Genomic DNA, 13,760 nt, shown 5'->3' with positions numbered 1-13,760 from the left:
GTTTTCAGAACTTGTCCGGTCAAGTGGATTAATTCTTACTCCCATCTACTTCCACGCTTAAATTCCAGCAAGACCCGGTTGCCAAGCAGATATAAAATCACAAAGTAGCCGGGGATGGCCCAGAGAGCTGCCCAAAAGACCGTCGCTCCTGGCCCCATTCCTTTAGCTAAAGCGGCTTGGCAAACCAAGTAAACATAAAGGCAGCCGAGCAGGCTACTGGCCAGCTTTTTCATGCTGGGCAAGAGGCGGGCCGACTTTTTCGCCAAAAAGTAACAAGCCAGACAAGTCACCAGGTCCGCAAGCAAGGTTGCTAAAGCTGCCCCCGCCTCCTTAAAGGCCGGAATCAACAGGAAGTTCAAGCAAATATTGACTACAGAAGCGATGCTGATTGCAAGCAAAGCCACCTTCTCCTGCCTAGCCGGAACCAAAACCGCCGCCATGTAAAACCAGGCCAAGAGCGAGAAAACTAAGGCCAGACCCAGAAGCTTCATGGCCCCTGCAGCCGGCGCAAAATCTAAGTCCGCGGTTAAAATGACGACCTCCTCGCCTAAGGCAAACAAGGCGCAGGATGCTGGCAAAGCTAGCGTCACTAGCAAATCCGCAATCTGCCGGGCCAATTTTTGAAAAAATTCTCCGCCCTTTTGCCCATATAAGCAGGCCAGACGCGGCACGGTCACAACGATCACAGCACCTAACAATTGCTTAAGCAGGGCCGTAACCTTGCTGGCCACCGAGTAAAGGCCTACATAATAGTCGCCGGTCATCACTCCCAGCTGGGCTACATCCGCGCTTACGTAAAGCAAGTTGACCAGAGAGTTGGCGAATAAGACGAGGATGGGCAGGAGGTGCTTTTGCCAGGAAAAGCGCCAGGTCAAAGACCAGGTGCAGTACTTACGCAGCCGCAGAAAGTTGATCAAGTTGGCCCCCGCGCTGCCCGCCACCGTAGTCCAAGCATACAGCAATAGATCGCTTTCATCCTTGACATATGTCAAGAGCAGGATCAGAGACAAAACTTGAAAGCAGATGTTCCGCAGAGCCAGGTAGCCATATTCCTCGTGAATCGCGTAAAGCCACTCGCAGCCCAAGGTCGTAAAAATAATGCCGGAGCTAAGCGTCCAAATCAGCGGTCCATATTCCCGCAGCTTACTTGAAAAAAGCAGACAGGCCGCCAGGCCCAAATAGGCCAGCAAGGTCGAGGCCAGGTTGATGACCAGGACTTCCGAAGCAAAGCGGGACAGCTCTTCCGGGTCATCCCGCTTTTTTGCCCCTTCCCTGGTCGCGTAGGCGTAGATGCCCAGGCCTGCCACTAGCGCCGCCCAGCTGACAATGGTGGCCGCGAAGTCGTACTGGCCCAGTTGGTCAACCCGCAAGATCCTGGCCAAATAAGGGTAAGTCACCAGGGCACAAACTAAGCGGGTCCCCGTCTGCAGGCCGCTGGCCAGGGCATTGCGCGGCAGCGATTTCTCAACTTTTTCCATCCGTCACCTTCTCTCTATTCTCTCTATTTTCTTCTCTCTATCTTTCTTGTTACTTTTGCAAAAAATCACTGGTCAAACCCAAGGCCACCGCCAGAAAGACCCCAGAAGCACTGGTAAAAATCGGGTTGCCCACCGAGCTGATTAGGAAGAAGGCGATGAGGCCCAGAGCCCCGGCCCGCGGCTGACCCGGCGGAGCTTTTTTCAAACAATAGCCCAGCTGGACGACTAACCAGTACACATATATGAAAGCCCCAAAGAGGCCGAACTGGGCGAAAAGCATAGGCCAGAAGTTGTCGTTCATGGCAAAGCCCGTTTCCTGGGCCAAAGCGTAGTCGTGGTGGAAACCAAAGCGGACATATAGGGGCGAATAATGCTTAAAGGCCTGGTCTGACCCGTAAGTCGCGAAGCCGCTGCCTAAAGGAAAATAGTCCCGCAAAACGAGCAAGGAATGCCGGAGCAATTTCGACCTGACCGTTTCGCTGAAAAAGTACTCCTTGACCTGGGGATAACCCAGGCAAAAAGCCACGAAGGCCGCACTGACGCCTTTTCTCCAAGTCAAGCGGACTCCCTTTTTCTCAAAGTGCAGGCCCACAAGCAAAATCCCGCTGGCCCCGATTCCTCCGGCCCGCAAGGTCATGGCCACAGTTAACAAATATAAAAGGAGCCAGGCCTTGCTATAGCTAAGTCCGCGCTTATTTTTCTTACTCTTTTTTCCAATCCCATCCCCCAGCATGATCAGCACTAAAGAGACCAGCAGGACCTCATTTAATGCCGCTGGGTTCTCATAGATGAACTTATAAGACCGGATCCCATAGCGGAGGTCGTAGCTAAAGCCGACGTCAACCGCCAAATTGATGATACCGCCGAGAAAAGCCAGCAGAATAAAGCATTTACTGGCCAAAAGCAAGTTGGCCACAAGCGTCCTTTTTTCCCAAGGGCGCAGACAACAGCTGACGTAAAAGAGGACCAGGGGCAGCTTGACCAATTTAAAGGCGTCGACCAAGACTGGTGTCCCGCTGATTAGCCCCGACATCCAGTTAGAGATTATCCCCAGGCTTTCCACAAGAGCCAGGGCAAGGCAAATTTTTAACAAAAGCCCCTCTTTTTCTTGGCCCAGCCGCTTACTTATTAGTGCCCAGGCAATCCCGATCAGGCAAAAAACGGCCAAAATTTCATCTTGGCTGTCGGCCAAAGGCATTGGACAGACTTGATTCAAGCAGGCAAAACAGACCATCTGCCCGCTTAAGTAGAGGGTGACCAGGTTCTGCCGGCGCAGGCGGACTACCATACTAGCGCTTAAGGACGTACTTGCGGTAGCGCCGGGTCCAGATGAAGGTCCAATAAGCCAGCTTCACCCGGGCTTCCCCCAGCAGACTGAAGCCGTTATAGCGCTTGATCTCCCCCATGGTCACATTAAAACCCGGCTCTTTAGCGTAGAAGCCGTCCTTGCCGATAAAGTAGGAGTCGCTCTGGTAAAAATTCTGCCGCATCTGCCTTTTGGGAAAATGCAGGTAGGCCAGCTCTTCATAGTTCATTTTCCCGCCGGCAAAGTAGGCCCGGTAGACCCGGCCTTTTTCATAAAAGAAGACCTGGCGGGGGCTGTTCAGCTTTTTCTTCTCCCGCCCCCGTAAATAGGACTTGGTCCGCCGCATCTGCTCGCGCCAAGAATAGATATCAGCGAAATCCCGCTTTAAACAGCACTTGGCGCCCAGCCTGGCAAACTTTTTCTGGATTCCTTCCACCTCGTCAAAGACGCAGGGCAGGTCTGTCTGGAAAACCTGCCGGTAGTTCTGTCCCCCCTTGGCCACGAAGCGGAGGTTGTTAACCAAAGTATTGCGGAAGACGGTCAAATGGCCGTGCTGGTAGACCTTGTCGTATTTTTCCAGCAATTTCTCCGGCAAAAATTTCTCCAAATCCCCCATGACCTGGTCCAAATCGCAGTGGCCCCAATAGCGGTAGTCCTTGAGCCAGTCGGACAGGAGCCAGCCAAAGGCCGGCCGGTAGTCGCAGATTTTATAAGGCGCATGCAGCCGGATCGCGAAGCCCAGCTTCTTTTGGAATTTCGTCCGCAAATCCGCCAAAGTCAGATACTTGACCTTGAGATTGGCCGGGGGATTCTTGACCAGCTGGTCGGTCGCCAGAATAAAGTCAGTCGTCGGGTTTTCTTTAACTGACCTAAAAAACAAATCCGCGTAGGCCGGCAAAGGCCCAAAGTAGCAAATTACCAAAGCCAGTTTCTTCTCTTTAGCCATTTTTGCCTCCTTGCGCCACAACTTTTGCAAAATAAGTCCCCTTTTGCAAAAACATCCCCGGCGGGAACTTGTATGACAGCTTGTGGATACTAGTTTGCTCCTTAATCGCCTGCCAAAAATCCGGTTCAAACTGGTCAAATAAGCGCTGGCCTAACAGGTGGGGGGCTCCGCTGTCCACAGGGATTACCTCCGCCCAATCACCTGGGCAGGCCTCAGCCGCCAGCTGGAAAAAGATGTGGAAAATGTAGTAGTCAAGCAACTTGTCATGCTTTCTCCAGTAAGCGTAGAGCAGGTCCCGGGTGATCAAGAGCAGCCGGTTTCTTTTCGGGGAAACCAAGAGCCAGTTAGACATGGGGATGGCTTGCCCGTCCCTGCCCGGCTTGACGATCTGGTAGGCAAAGAGGCGGTTTCTGAGCAGAAAATCCGGCAAAGCCCCACTGTAAAAAACAGTCGCGTCCGTCCAGATGCCCCCGTAATTGATCAAGAGCTCCAGCCGGATCAAATCAGCTAAATGCGCGCCAGCTATAATTCCGCGCTTAATTTTCGCCTGGATTTCCTGGGGAAAAGTCACATAGTCCCGGTAGTTGTCTTCCGTGATCAAGGTTACTTTCCCCTTCCCCGCGTAAGCCGCCAAAGCTGATTTATAACAGTTTCTGACGACTTGCGGGGCTTCAGCCAAGCCTTGCAGCCAGCAAAACCAGACATAGGGCTGGTCATTTTCATTATTGCTTTTCATCTTCTCTTTTTCCCCGGCATCTTTGTGCAGCTTAACTAAGTGGCCAAGCTCCTTCCGGTACTGCCTGGCCAGCTTCTCCTTGACCCGGTACTGGGCGCTGAGGCGGAGGATCTCCAGGGCCTTTTCTTTTCTTCCAAGCAGCAGCAGTTGTCCTGCCGCCAGGGGCAGGTTACCGGCCGCGGCGTACTGGCGGACCAGGTCCCAGCCTCCTTGCTGTTTAATGAGCTTGCGCAGGTTGCGTGTTTTCATTGGTCATCTCCTTCGCGTAAAATTTTGTAAGCAATAAATTAGCATACAAGTGCAGGATTGTACAAGACTATTTCCCGCTCTTCCGGATTTCGTGCTTGTTTTTTACCGACTTTGTGAAAAAATCCCCCGCCTTTTTGCGGCTGTCGCCTAATAGGAAAAAAGCTGCTCTTTAAAAATTTCCAGCAACTTTTTGCACGAGGGGGAAAGAATTTCTTAAGTTTTCCAGACTTGACGGGGCATATTTTGGCCTGCTAAATTATTTGACTACAAAGCAAAAACCGAATTTTGAAGGAGGCAGACATGCGAAAACTCACAATTAGCGAGATACAAGCGGTCGAACTGGACAATCTCCAGATAATTGACCGGATTTGCCAAGAGCAGGACCTGACCTACTACCTGGCCTACGGGACCCTCTTAGGCGCCGTCCGCAACCAGGACTTTATCCCCTGGGACGACGACACCGACATCTGGATGCCCCGGCGGGACTACGAGGCCTTCATCGCCTACTGCGAAAAAGACCTTCCTGCTCCCTACCGGATCGCGACCCGAGAAAACAGCCCGGGCTATCCCTATGGCCTGGCCCGCTTTAGCAATCAGGACTATGAGTTCGTTTCCACCAAGCCCGCCGAGCAGTTTTCTGCCGGCATTTTCACCGACATCTACCCCTTGGACGAAAACGGCTCTTCCTACCCAGTGGCCCGCCAGCTCTACCGCCGCTGCAAACTGGTCAACATGGCCTACTACGCCTACGCGGCGACCTGGCCGCAGAACTTTTTGACCAAAAGTGCCCACCGGCTTTACAAAAAGGCGGTTGACCGGATCTGGGGCGAGGGCTTTGCCCAGGCCGTTGATGAAAAAATCCAGCGGATCATTTTTGCCAAAACAAAAGAGGGCCAGCAGAAGGTCGGCGTCCCAGCCTGGCCGGACGGCGGGGTCCATCTGCTGGACAAAAAACACTTCGGGGAGGGCAAGTACGTCCCTTTTGCCGGGTCCAACTTCCGCGTTCCGGCTGATCCTGCTCCTATCTTGCGGGAATACTACGGGGACTATGAGAAATTGCCCCCGGCCGCGGACCGCTATCCCCACCACGACTACAAGATTTATCCCAAATAGTCTTGCAACCATAAGCAGAATTTTTAGTGCAATTAAAAGATGTCATTTTATCTTATCTATCAGCCATGCTAAGCTGTTAGGACAAGATATTTCACGAGTTTTTTTAGAAAAAGAAGGTGACCACATGTCCTACTTAAGTCAGCGGGCAGTCACGACGATTGCCATCTTTTTCCAAGCTGACCCTGATGAACTGAATTTCGTGCCTTTAAACAAGGGCATGACCAACCACTCCTTCCGCCTGGATTATGGCGGAAAAAGCTACCACTTCCGCCAGCCCAGGCCTGGCCGGCAAATTATCGACCGGACCCGGGAAGCCGCTGTCTACCAGGCCATCGCCCCCTATAATTTCTGCGACTCCCCCCTTTACCTGGATCCGGAAACCGGCTATAAGCTCAGTCCCTTTTTACCCCAGGCCCGGCCCTGTAACCCGAAAAAAGAAGGCGACCTAGTCCGCTGGGTAGAAAAAATCAAGGGCCTGCACCAGGCCAAGATCGAGCTCCCACATAGCTTCGACCTTTTTGCCCAGATTAAGGATTACGAGCAAATCCGGGGCCTCCGGCCCTCCCTTTTCCCAGACTACCGGGAAACTAAAGGGCAGATTTTTAGCTTAAAACCCTACTTAGACACAGTGCCAAAGGAAAGCTGCCTGACCCACCTGGATCCGGTGGCTGACAACTGCCTTTTTTACCAGGAAGGCGGACAAAGCAAACTGCAATTAACCGACTGGGAGTACGCGGGGATGCAGGACCCGCACGTGGACCTGGCCATGTTCGCCATCTACGCCGGCTATGAAAGAGCGGAACTTGACCACTTGCTGGATTTATATTTTGGCCAAAAGTGCCCGGAAAATATCAAGAGCAAGATCTACTGCTACATGGCCATCTGCGGCCTGCTCTGGTCCAACTGGTGCGAGGCCTTCCAGCCGGAGCAGGCCCTGGCTCCTTACGGCCGGCGGCAGTACCGCTATGCCAAAGAGTACGCGGCAATAGCTTTAAAGAGAACGGGGGTGGCCTGATGACGTGCGTCGACAACGCGGTAATCTTGGCCGGCGGGACCGGAGCCCGCTTTGCCCCTTTGTCTTATGAAAAGCCCAAGGGCCTGATCGAGGTTAAGGGGGAAATTATGCTTGAGCGGCAGATCCGCCAGCTCCAGGCGACCGGAGTTAACGATATCTACATCGTTACCGGCTACAAGAAGGAGCAGCTTTTTTACTTAAAGGACAAGTACGACGTGCAATTGATCGACAATCCCGCCTATACCCGGCAAAACAGCGCGGCCAGTCTCTGGCTGGCCCGGGACGTGATCAGAAACAGCTTCATCTGCTCAGCAGACAACTACTTTTTGTCCAACCCTTTTCGCCTGGGCCTGGAGAAAACCGGCAGCTACTATGCCGGCCAGTACAGCCAAGGTGAAACTGACGAATGGGGCATCGCAACTGACCAGGAGGGCTATATTAACCGCGTGACCAGGTCGGCTAAAAATTCCTGGTACATGCTGGGCCATGCCTTTTGGCGGGAGGACTTTTCCCGGCGCTTTTTTCAAATTATGGAGAAAAAAGGCAACGCGGCCAGCGGCAAGTATTGGGAGGAGATTTTTGCCGAAAACTTAGACCTGCTCAAGATGCGGGTAGCCAGGTTCCCGGCCGGCTATATCAAGGAATTCGACAGTCTGGAAGACTTGCGCCAGTTCGACAAGTCCTACCAAGAGGATTCCCGGTCCTATATCCTGAAAAAATGCGCCAAAATGCTAGCTACCGATGAAGGAGAACTGGACCGGATCAAGCCCATCAAGGGCCGGGGCAATGAGGCGATTGGCTTCCACTTCCGCCATGACGGGCGCCTGTATTGCTACCTCTACCAGCTGGGCCGGGTCATCCGCTGCCAGCGGATGGGGCATCCCTATTAAATAGGAAGGAAGGCGATCATGTTAGCGGGAATTTTAGCTGGCATCACTTGGGCCGTAGAAACCCTGCTCTTAGGCGGGGCAGTGGCTCTGCCGGTTTTCAGCCGGGATTTAGAGGCCGCCTTTTTAGCCCCCTTCGTCTGCGCCTTTTTCCATGACACCCTCTCCTGCTTCTGGCTCTGGGGGCAGAGGCTGGCGACTGGGGAAAGGTCGGCCTGGAAAAATTGGCAAAAAGGCGGCGGCTGGATCGTTTTAGCCGCGGCGGTTGGCGGCCCGGTCGGGATGACGGGCTATGTTTTAGCGGTCAAGTTCATGGGGCCAGCCTTAGGGGCCGTAGCCTGCGCCCTTTTTCCAGCGGTTGGGGCCCTCCTGGCCCAGCTGCTATTGGGAGAAAGACTCCCCCTCTCCCGCTGGGCCTGCCTTTTGGCGAGTTTAGCCGGAGTATATGGCTTGACTACCAGCGGGCAAGTGACTGAGGACAATATAATCTTAGGCCTGGCCAGCGCTATTATGTGCGCCGGCGGCTGGGGACTGGAGGCAGTGATTTTGGCCAAGTGCTTTAAGGGCGGGATCAAGACCGGGCAGGCCTTGCAGATAAGGCAGACTACGGCTGCGGTAATTTCAGGGATGCTTTTAATTACGGCCCTGCAAGCGGGAGACTTTGTGGGCGAGCTGGTGACTAAAGGGCCGGGCAAGCTAGGATTTTTGCTCGCCGGCGCCAGCGCTATGGCAACGGCCTCCTACTTCTGTTACTACAAAGCCATTGAGCAGGTGGGGCCGAGCAAGGCGATGGCCTTGAACGTGACCTACGCGGCCTGGGCCTTTCTCTTTACAGTCCTGGCGGGCGGCTGGGATTTGGTCAACTGGCGGACCATCTTTTTCGCCGGCCTGGTCTTTGCCGGCAGCATTTTGACGGCGGCAGACTGGCGGGCTTTGTTTAAGCGAGGTGATGACTGATGGAAAAAATCAACTACCGGAAAGTAAAGGGGCGGCCGGTCTACCGGACAGCCAGCCGCTTGCTGGATTTGGGCTTGAGCAGCTTAGGCCTGGCCCTCTTCTCTCCCCTTTTTTTATATTTGGCGATAAAAATAAAATTAGAAGACGGCGGGCCAGTTTTATATTCGCAAACCCGCCTGGGCCAAGGCGGACAAACTTTTAAAATCTGGAAGTTCCGCTCCATGATCGAGGGGGCGGACAAAATGAAAAAAGATTTACTGGAGAAAAATGAGATTGCGGGCGCCATGTTTAAGATCAAGGATGACCCGCGAGTGACCAAAATCGGGAAGATGATGCGGCGGCATAGCTTGGATGAACTGCCGCAGCTGGTCAATGTGCTTAAGGGAGAGATGGCCTTGATTGGCCCCCGGCCGCCCCTGCCAGAAGAAGCCAGGCAGTACAGCGCATATGACTGGCAAAGGCTCTTAGTCAAGCCGGGATGCTCGGGCCTGTGGCAGGTGGAGTGCCGGAACGAAGGCGATTTCGACCAGATGGTGCAATTAGATATCAAGTACATCAACCAGCGGTCCCTGTGGCTGGATTTGCGGTTGATTTTTAAAACCCTTGGCCTGCTTTTTAAGCCAACAGGGATGTGAGGAGGGATTTTTCTGAAAGAGAGACATGTATTTATTATCGGTTCTAAGGGCCTGGGCTCTTATGGGGGCTACGAAACCTTCGTCAAGCAGCTCCTGGACCAGCACGCGGGTCATAAAAAGATCCAGTACCACGTGGCCTGCAAGGAAAACGGGGATGGCGCCATGGAAGGCAGCCGCATCCGCTTTAAGTACCGGGGGGCGAATTGCTATAAGATCCGGGTACCGGAGAAGCTGGGCCCGGCGCAGGCGATCTATTATGACCTGGCGGCTCTGGACTATGGGATCGATTATTGCAAGCAGCATGAGATTGAGGGGGCGATTTTTTACATCCTGGCCTGCCGGATCGGGCCTTTTATGAAGAAGTACGCACGGCAAGTCCACCGCTTAGGCGGGCAGGTCTTCATCAACCCGGACGGGCATGAGTGGCGGCGGGGCAAGTGGCCCTGGCTAGTCCGAAAGTATTGGCAAGTGTCAGAGAGATTGATGGTGAAAAACTGCGACCAGGTGATCTGCGATTCGATTGCGATTGAGCGCTATATTTTAAAGAACTACGGCAAGTACCGGCCAGAGACTGCCTTCATCGCTTATGGCAGCCAGCTGGCGGCTAGTCCTTTAGGCGACAGTGACCGGCTTTTTAACAATTGGCTGAAGGAGAAAAAATTGCGGACGGGGCAGTACCACTTGATTGTGGGCCGGTTTGTGCCGGAGAATAATTTTGAGACGATGATCAGGGAATTTATGGCGAGCAAGAGCCGGAAGGATTTGGCCATTATCACGACGGCTAACGACCGTTTTTTGGCAAAATTGGAGGAGAAATTGCACTTCAAGCGAGACCCGCGGATCAAGTTCGTGGGCACGGTTTACGACCAGGATTTGCTTAGAAAAATCCGGGAGAACGCCTACGCCTACTTGCATGGGCACTCAGTTGGCGGGACCAACCCGTCCCTTCTGGAGAGCCTCAGCAGCACCAAGCTTAACCTGCTTTACGACGTTGCCTTCAACCAGGAGGTGGCCAGACAGGCTGGCCTTTACTGGAGCAAGGAGCCGGGAAGTTTGCGGCGGTTAATCGAGAAGGTTGAAGGCTTCAGCCAGCAGGCAGTTGAAGACTTTGGCCAGGCGGCCCGGAGGCGGGTCGCGCATGCCTACAGCTGGCCCGCGATTGCCGGGGAATACGAGGAATTGTGGCTGAAATGAAGAAGGCCCGCATCCATGATTGGGTGCGGGTCTTACTGTTGCTATTTAGTGTAAGGAAAATCGTTTACTCTTTCGGAAAATTTGAAGCCAAGGTAATAACATAATGTATACCAAGAGGAAGGAGCGATTAATATGGACAAGGGATTTGATGTCTTTAGAGTTTCAAACTTTGTAATTGATACAGCTAAGGAAAACAATGTCGAACTAACCAATTTAAAGCTTCAGAAGATTTTGTTCTTCTTGCAGGGATTCTACCTGCACAAGTACAAAAAACGCTTGATAAACGGAGAATTTGCCAAGTGGCAGTATGGCCCCATAGAAAGGGAGGTTTACGACTGCTTTAAATCAAATGGGTCTTCACCGATTCATGATGAAGCTTTTGACTTTTCACTCGATACTTTGACGATTATACCTATTCCTCCTATTTCTGCGGCTGACGTTGGCCGTGATATTTTTCCTAAGCTTAAATCAGAACTACTGAAGTTGCTTGAGATCCCGACTTGGAGACTGATCGAATTGACTCATAACGATCCTAGTTGGTCAAACTATCAGGATGAAATAAAGAACTATTCAGCTGCTGACTATACCAACCAAGAGATCGAAAGCTGCTATATCAACAACCTTGAGGCGAATATTACTTTCCATACTAAAAATCCCTATATTTGCAATAATGCGAATACAGGGATTTTTCTTTGCTTCTAACGCTAAATAAACTTACTCTGGTGACGATAGATTGTCAATTTCAATTTCATGTTTCTTAATAAGAGACTTGTATGAAATATCAGTTTTTAAAGCCAGATATTTGTGTTCTAACAGAGTAAAAATGTTGGTCTCTTTTTGGCGTATCTTCTTCAGATCAGCTTTAGTAAGGACTAAAATATACTTTTTTTCACCTAAAGCCAGCTTCTTCACCAAGCCAACCGCATCATTCCAAGAATTATCAGAACCCGTAATTCCATTCCAAGCAATAAACACGCCTAGTTTGGTATCGGTATAACACATTAGCGAGAAAAACTTTCCCAAATACGTTACTCCCACTTTATTATTATAGTTCTTGCACTCAACAAGAAAATACGAACCCATTTCATCTTCCAGTAGCTGTATCCCAGACTGAGTGGCACTTTTTGACCAATTGACCAGTATATCGATTTCGTTACTACTAGTTAGCATATTCTTTCTGATATCGAGCATTGTGGGATAACCTTCTTCAAAAAGAATTGCTATTAAATCTTCAAGAAGTTTTCCCTTCTCGACTTGAGAATAGTTTCCACTATCTATTCGATCATATAACGATGCAAAATTTGCAAATACTTTATCTGAAAGTCCCAATGATGGCGAATTTGTTTCTGCTAACATTTGAAACAATTCTGAAAAGAGCAGTCCTTGATTGCTCATGTCATCAGCAATCCGATTTAGTTTTTCACGCTTACCATCATCCTTCATACCTTATTCACCCGGTAAACTACTATAGCATGGTTAATTGGATCCGTAATTTCATAATCACAATTTGGACAACCGATTTCACTCGGTATTTCACCAATTGTTTTATAACAAAAGCCAGTATATCTTTTACAGTTTGGGCAATAGATCTGCAAATATGGTGTCAAGTAATTTTTTGCGGTTAAAAACTCCATTAACTCGTAAACCGTTTTGATATCCATCTGTAACTTACGGTGAATTACGCTTGGGTAAACCCACTCACTTGCATGGTAGTGACTCATGAAGTCAACAAAGTCATCTATACTAATATTAAAGTTCTTCTCCTTTAATAAAGGTACCACTTGTGCAAAGATATTTGATTGCATCGTTCATTCGCCCCATTTCTAAATCTTTACAAGTTCCTGTCAAGTGTTGTAGTACTGTGTATTCTCGATTAGAGAAGTCAAAAGTGATCTTAACCAGGTAACTCTGTGAAACGACGGGATTTTCCCATTGCACATATACATAGGGATAATTAGCAGTAGTTTCTTTATCATCTAAATATCTAATCAACAATTCTTTGATTTCTGGTGCTTTGTTAAAGACTTCTTCATTTTCATCAATCAGTTCCCGCAATTCACCAATAAATGGTAGAACAGAGTCCTCATCCATTGCAGCTGTTAAATCAGCCGAACCACCAGAATTCAATAACATCATCTGACGATAAATCTTAACCGAGTCACTAGTTGCCGTCTTAAGCTTATCAATAGCCTGGGAGTGATCGCACTTAAACAATCTAATTTTCAAAACATCTTTCAACCACTTGATGCTGTAACTGACTACGTCGCTATAAATATCACCTGTATTAGGGTAAAAGCTCCGATTCTTTACAGCATCATATCTTATTTCGAGACACTTATTTTCCAAGTCGAAATAGATAACAACCGGATAACGGTAATCAACAGACTCATAAGTATCTCTATCCGGATATGACTTCTGCAAGACGAATTTTACCAAAATGGCTTGATTAGATACTTTGTAATAAATTGGCTGAGCATCCTTCAGTTCAGCTGGCAAAGTACGCGAAATCTGACTCTCCAATTTATGAACTTTAGCAACTTCCAATAGTTCTTCAACTGACTTGTCACTCTCAAAGAAGAAAGGAACTGAATACTTGTAAAGTTTGATTAATTCCCATTTCTCATAAAACTGGGAAAGCCTTGCATCAGTGGTTGTTTTAGCAATAGTCGCTTCAGTGTTATCTTTGTCAGATAAGAATAATGGGTAATCCTGTTGATTTTCTAGAGTAGTTTGTGGATCGAAGGTGATCAACTTCTCTTGCATTAATCGACGACTAATGGCCTTCTTCATCGCCACCGAATAATTTAAGGCAGTATTCTTGTAGAAATTCAAAAAAGTTGCTTCATCCATCTCTTTACTCATAGCTAACTCCTTCATCCAAAAGTACAATTTCTTAGAGTATATTATAATACCACATTGCTTTGGTAGCCTAGCGATTTATAACCAGCAACTGACAGAAAGTTATCAAACTGATATCAAAGTGATACATTTTTGCCATCAAGCTGTTGGACGCCTGTTTAAGCCTAAAAAATAAAAAAGAGCGCCTATTAAGCGCCCTTACCGGTTCGGCACAAGTAATCAGCTGGTACCATTTCTTGCAAACTCAATAATAAGATATGCAATTAGGGGGAATCCCCGATGAACCTGGTTCATTATCTTCGTACTTACATTATAGCACAACAGGTAAACCATCCCCTGCCCAGGTAACTTAGTGTTCTCTTGTGCTTTTGGCCTCTAGGTAATA

13 protein-coding genes are annotated in these 13,760 nt (G+C 49.7%); 7 read left to right on the top strand and 6 right to left on the bottom strand.

The features are described from left to right. Window positions 1-35: 35 nt before the first annotated feature. The 4 genes from ACLUXO_RS04420 to ACLUXO_RS04405 are packed head-to-tail and all read right to left on the bottom strand — an operon-like array spanning window position 36 to window position 4,715. On the bottom strand, window positions 36-1,478 hold the full coding sequence (locus ACLUXO_RS04420; RefSeq protein WP_412136477.1) for an oligosaccharide flippase family protein: 1,443 nt from the start codon (window positions 1,476-1,478) through the stop codon (window positions 36-38). Window positions 1,479-1,527: 49 nt separating this feature from the next. After that, window positions 1,528-2,766, bottom strand: a complete 1,239-nt coding sequence (locus ACLUXO_RS04415; protein WP_412136476.1) for a polymerase — start codon at window positions 2,764-2,766, stop codon at window positions 1,528-1,530. A gap of 1 nt (window position 2,767) precedes the next feature. Further along, window positions 2,768-3,730, bottom strand: a complete 963-nt coding sequence (locus ACLUXO_RS04410) for a DUF6625 family protein (RefSeq protein ID WP_412136475.1) — start codon at window positions 3,728-3,730, stop codon at window positions 2,768-2,770. Then, entirely contained in the window at window positions 3,723-4,715 is a 993-nt protein-coding gene (locus tag ACLUXO_RS04405) for a capsular polysaccharide synthesis protein (RefSeq protein ID WP_412136474.1), read from the bottom strand. Before ACLUXO_RS04405 ends, ACLUXO_RS04410 begins: the two co-directional genes overlap by 8 nt. Before the next feature lie 300 nt (window positions 4,716-5,015). Between ACLUXO_RS04405 and ACLUXO_RS04400 the strand changes: the two genes are divergently transcribed. The 7 genes from ACLUXO_RS04400 (at window position 5,016) to ACLUXO_RS04370 (ending at window position 11,218) form a co-directional block, all read left to right on the top strand. Then, complete coding sequence (locus ACLUXO_RS04400) at window positions 5,016-5,828, top strand: LicD family protein (protein ID WP_412136473.1); 813 nt, start codon at window positions 5,016-5,018, stop codon at window positions 5,826-5,828. A gap of 124 nt (window positions 5,829-5,952) precedes the next feature. Further along, window positions 5,953-6,843, top strand: coding sequence for a phosphotransferase (locus ACLUXO_RS04395; RefSeq protein ID WP_412136472.1), 891 nt, complete (start codon window positions 5,953-5,955; stop codon window positions 6,841-6,843). Next, window positions 6,843-7,733: an NTP transferase domain-containing protein gene (locus ACLUXO_RS04390; protein WP_412136471.1), complete on the top strand. Its 891-nt coding sequence runs from the start codon at window positions 6,843-6,845 to the stop codon at window positions 7,731-7,733. The genes ACLUXO_RS04395 and ACLUXO_RS04390 overlap by 1 nt, the downstream gene beginning before the upstream one ends. Window positions 7,734-7,751: 18 nt before the next feature. Further along, the gene (locus tag ACLUXO_RS04385; RefSeq protein WP_412136470.1) at window positions 7,752-8,687 is read left to right on the top strand and encodes an EamA family transporter; all 936 of its coding nucleotides are present in this window, start codon (window positions 7,752-7,754) and stop codon (window positions 8,685-8,687) included. After that, window positions 8,687-9,322, top strand: coding sequence for a sugar transferase (locus ACLUXO_RS04380; protein ID WP_412136469.1), 636 nt, complete (start codon window positions 8,687-8,689; stop codon window positions 9,320-9,322). Before ACLUXO_RS04385 ends, ACLUXO_RS04380 begins: the two co-directional genes overlap by 1 nt. Window positions 9,323-9,328: 6 nt before the next feature. Next, window positions 9,329-10,516, top strand: coding sequence for a beta 1-4 rhamnosyltransferase Cps2T (gene cps2T / locus ACLUXO_RS04375; protein WP_412136533.1), 1,188 nt, complete (start codon window positions 9,329-9,331; stop codon window positions 10,514-10,516). 132 nt (window positions 10,517-10,648) lie between these two features. Continuing rightward, window positions 10,649-11,218 (top strand): Panacea domain-containing protein, encoded by a 570-nt coding sequence (locus ACLUXO_RS04370; RefSeq protein WP_412136468.1) that lies wholly within the window; start codon window positions 10,649-10,651, stop codon window positions 11,216-11,218. 12 nt (window positions 11,219-11,230) lie between these two features. On the opposite strand, the gene ACLUXO_RS04365 is transcribed toward ACLUXO_RS04370, so the two are convergent. Together ACLUXO_RS04365 and ACLUXO_RS04360 are read right to left on the bottom strand one after the other, a co-directional pair. Continuing rightward, on the bottom strand, window positions 11,231-11,959 hold the full coding sequence (locus ACLUXO_RS04365) for a restriction endonuclease (RefSeq protein ID WP_412136467.1): 729 nt from the start codon (window positions 11,957-11,959) through the stop codon (window positions 11,231-11,233). A 306-nt stretch (window positions 11,960-12,265) separates the two neighbouring features. Continuing rightward, the gene (locus ACLUXO_RS04360) at window positions 12,266-13,378 is read right to left on the bottom strand and encodes a hypothetical protein (RefSeq protein ID WP_412136466.1); all 1,113 of its coding nucleotides are present in this window, start codon (window positions 13,376-13,378) and stop codon (window positions 12,266-12,268) included. Between the last annotated feature and the right edge of the window lie 382 nt (window positions 13,379-13,760).

The organism is Lactobacillus delbrueckii subsp. bulgaricus (assembly GCF_046938665.1).
In the GTDB taxonomy this organism is placed as follows: domain Bacteria; phylum Bacillota; class Bacilli; order Lactobacillales; family Lactobacillaceae; genus Lactobacillus; species Lactobacillus delbrueckii_C.
This window is presented reverse-complemented; position numbering and strand designations above follow the sequence as displayed.

Coding starts and splice junctions, on each gene's coding strand:
- ACLUXO_RS04380 (WP_412136469.1), top strand. CDS start 8,687: ATGGAAAAAATCAACTACCGGAAAGTAAAGGGGCGGCCGGTCTACCGG.
- ACLUXO_RS04395 (WP_412136472.1), top strand. CDS start 5,953: ATGTCCTACTTAAGTCAGCGGGCAGTCACGACGATTGCCATCTTTTTC.
- ACLUXO_RS04385 (WP_412136470.1), top strand. CDS start 7,752: ATGTTAGCGGGAATTTTAGCTGGCATCACTTGGGCCGTAGAAACCCTG.
- ACLUXO_RS04415 (WP_412136476.1), bottom strand. CDS start 2,766: ATGGTAGTCCGCCTGCGCCGGCAGAACCTGGTCACCCTCTACTTAAGC.
- ACLUXO_RS04365 (WP_412136467.1), bottom strand. CDS start 11,959: ATGAAGGATGATGGTAAGCGTGAAAAACTAAATCGGATTGCTGATGAC.
- ACLUXO_RS04405 (WP_412136474.1), bottom strand. CDS start 4,715: ATGAAAACACGCAACCTGCGCAAGCTCATTAAACAGCAAGGAGGCTGG.
- ACLUXO_RS04400 (WP_412136473.1), top strand. CDS start 5,016: ATGCGAAAACTCACAATTAGCGAGATACAAGCGGTCGAACTGGACAAT.
- ACLUXO_RS04390 (WP_412136471.1), top strand. CDS start 6,843: ATGACGTGCGTCGACAACGCGGTAATCTTGGCCGGCGGGACCGGAGCC.
- ACLUXO_RS04360 (WP_412136466.1), bottom strand. CDS start 13,378: ATGAGTAAAGAGATGGATGAAGCAACTTTTTTGAATTTCTACAAGAAT.
- ACLUXO_RS04370 (WP_412136468.1), top strand. CDS start 10,649: ATGGACAAGGGATTTGATGTCTTTAGAGTTTCAAACTTTGTAATTGAT.
- ACLUXO_RS04410 (WP_412136475.1), bottom strand. CDS start 3,730: ATGGCTAAAGAGAAGAAACTGGCTTTGGTAATTTGCTACTTTGGGCCT.
- ACLUXO_RS04420 (WP_412136477.1), bottom strand. CDS start 1,478: ATGGAAAAAGTTGAGAAATCGCTGCCGCGCAATGCCCTGGCCAGCGGC.